We start from the raw sequence: 2,916 nt of genomic DNA on the forward strand, positions 1-2,916 counted from the left end.
CCATGCCCAACCACAATACTTAATAAAAACTTTACAAAAGTTACCATGTTGTCCAACACGAGTTAGAGTTATCCTATAAAATCCAGCAATCCTGCAAAGCGTCAACCTTCCCGTCACTTATCCACTGGTTCGATGACTCAAACCCAAAGCACCAAAACCGCCACCCCTACTGCAATTTATTCCTTGACAATTGCTCCCGCCTGTGTATTGCGCGGTCAAAACGCCCTCGCACAAGCCGGAGATGCGATCGCCCGTTTCGGAAAGCGGCCGCTAATCGTCGGCGGTAGCAACTCCCTCGCCGCCGCCCAACCCTACCTGCAACCAATCCTGGAACAACAACAGCTACAATCCGCGCAAACAGCCTACGGCAAGGATTGCAGCGAAACCAGCCTCGAAACTCTCCGCGCAGCCGTCCAAACCCATCAAGCCGACTTCATCATCGGCGTCGGTGGCGGCAAAGCCTTGGATGCAGCCAAACTCCTCGCCCACCAGTCCAAAATGGCGATCGTCACCATCCCCACATCAGCCGCCACCTGTGCCGCTTGGACAGCACTTTCTAACATTTATTCCGAACAAGGTGCGTTCCAATACGATGTCACATTAGCCAGATGTCCCGATTTGCTAGTCCTCGACTACGGCTTAATTCAAACAGCACCGCAGCGGACATTAGTAGCAGGAATTGGAGATGCGATCGCCAAATGGTACGAAGCATCAGTCAGCAGCGGACACTCCGAACAAACTCTGATAATTTCTGCCGTCCAACAAGCTAGAATCCTGCGCGATATCCTGTTCCAAAAATCAGCCGCCGCCCTCAAAGAACCCGGTAGCGAAACCTGGCAAGAAGTCACAGACGCCACCGTATTGCTAGCAGGAGTAATCGGCGGAATTGGTGGCGCCCAATGTCGCACCGTTGCCGCCCACGCCGTCCACAACGGCCTAACTCATCTATTAGCAAGTCACGGCACATTGCACGGCGAAAAAGTTGCCTACGGCATATTAGTGCAACTGCGGCTAGAAGAAATTCTGCAAAACAATCAACTCGCAGCCACCGCCAGACAGCAACTGCTAAAATTCTATGCTGAGATTGGATTGCCTCAAACTTTAGAGGACTTAGGACTCGGAGACGTTAGCCTCACACAATTGCAGCGCGCGGCTGAAATAGCCTGCTATCCCAATTCCGACATCCACAGACTGCCCTTTAAAGTTGTTCCCGAACAATTAATGGCAGCGATGGTTTCTACCACCGTACCTGTGGGAGAATTGAAAATCAAGAATTAAAAAAGTTTGATGGTTCGGACTAAAGTCCTTGAAAGGTTGCCCTAGAAAGGACTGAAGTCCTTACTACGAACCCGAAAATTTCGATGTTTTCTACCGCACCACTTGTGGGACAATTAAAGATTAAGAATTAAAACAGTTTGATCGTTCGGACTTTAGTCCTGAAAAGGCTGTGTTAGAAAGGACTGAAGTCCTGACTACAAACCCGGAAAACAACTAACAACTGATACACAAAAAATGACCTTGGATTGGATTAGCCCTGCTGACAGGTTGCAAAAACTACCGCCCTACGTATTTGCCCGTCTCGACGAACTCAAAGCCCGCGCCCGCGAACAAGGACTAGATTTAATAGACTTAGGAATGGGAAATCCCGACGGTGCGACTCCTCAACCGGTAGTAGAAGCCGCCGTCGCAGCTATCCAAAATTCTGCAAATCACGGCTATCCGCCCTTTGAAGGAACTGCCAGTTTTCGCCGTACTATTACCAAATGGTACAGCCGACGCTACAATGTTGAACTCGATCCAGAAAGCGAAGCATTGCCTTTATTGGGTTCTAAAGAAGGTTTAGCACATTTTGCGATCGCCTATATCAATCCCGGCGACTTAGTATTAGTACCGAGTCCCGCTTATCCAGTATTATTTCGCGGCCCAATCATCGCCGGTGCCAAAGTTCACAACATCATCCTCAAACCAGAGAATGACTGGGTAATTGACCTAGGTTCCATTCCCGACAGCGTAGCCGAACAAGCCAAAATACTCTACTTTAATTATCCCAGCAATCCCACCGGAGCAACTGCCCCGCGCGAATTTTACAAAGATATTGTTGCTTTCGCACACAAACATCAAATTTTGTTGGTTCACGATTTATGTTATGCGGAGTTAGCCTTTGATGGGTATCAACCGACAAGTTTATTAGAAATTCCCGGTGGAAAAGAAATTGGTGTTGAGTTTCACACCATGTCTAAAACCTACAATATGGCTGGCTGGCGAGTCGGTTTTGTAGTAGGAAACAGCAAGATAATTCAAGGTTTGCGCACCTTAAAAACCAACCTAGATTACGGTATATTTTCCGCGTTGCAAACAGCCGCAGAAACAGCACTGCAATTGCCCGACAGTTACTTGCACGAAGTGCAGGAGCGCTACCGCATTCGCCGCGATTTTATGGTTGAAGGCTTAGCAGAATTGGGGTGGAATATTCCCAAACCTCTGGCTGCGATGTATCTTTGGGTTCCTTGCACTCCGGGCATTAGTTCTACCGATTTTGCCCTGAATGTTTTGCAGCAAACTGGTGTGGTTGTGACTCCTGGTAATGCTTTCGGCCCTGGTGGAGAAGGATATGTGAGGGTTAGTTTGATTGCAGATTGCGATCGACTGGGAGAAGCTTTGCGCCGTTTGAAACAAGCAAACATTCGCTATCAATAGTCATTGGTCATTAGTCATTAGTTATTTGTTGGTTGTTATTTGTTATTAGTTATTTGTTATTAGTCAGTAGTCATTAGTGATTGGTCATTAGTCATTAGTCAGCAGTCATTAGTTACTGATTATTGGGAAATCTTCAAAAATAACAAATAACAAATAACAACTGTCAAATAACAAATAACAAATAACAAATAACAAATAACAAATAACAAATAACAAATA

At 46.7% G+C, this 2,916-nt stretch carries 2 protein-coding genes; both read left to right on the plus strand.

The features are described 5' to 3' along the window. Positions 1 to 132: 132 nt before the first annotated feature. Positions 133 to 1,278, plus strand: a complete 1,146-nt coding sequence (locus QT974_RS33055; protein ID WP_333472592.1) for an iron-containing alcohol dehydrogenase family protein — start codon at positions 133 to 135, stop codon at positions 1,276 to 1,278. Positions 1,279 to 1,512: 234 nt separating this feature from the next. Further along, entirely contained in the window at positions 1,513 to 2,697 is a 1,185-nt protein-coding gene (locus QT974_RS33060; RefSeq protein ID WP_333472593.1) for an aspartate aminotransferase, read from the plus strand. Positions 2,698 to 2,916 lie beyond the last annotated feature (219 nt).

Origin of the sequence: Microcoleus sp. BM001215392 (assembly GCF_036700185.1) — a bacterium.
Lineage (GTDB): Bacteria > Cyanobacteriota > Cyanobacteriia > Cyanobacteriales > Microcoleaceae > Microcoleus.

What these genes read in the sequence shown, in the direction of transcription:
- QT974_RS33055 (WP_333472592.1), top strand. Translation starts at nt 133, where the DNA reads ATGACTCAAACCCAAAGCACCAAAACCGCCACCCCTACTGCAATTTAT.
- QT974_RS33060 (WP_333472593.1), top strand. Translation starts at nt 1,513, where the DNA reads ATGACCTTGGATTGGATTAGCCCTGCTGACAGGTTGCAAAAACTACCG.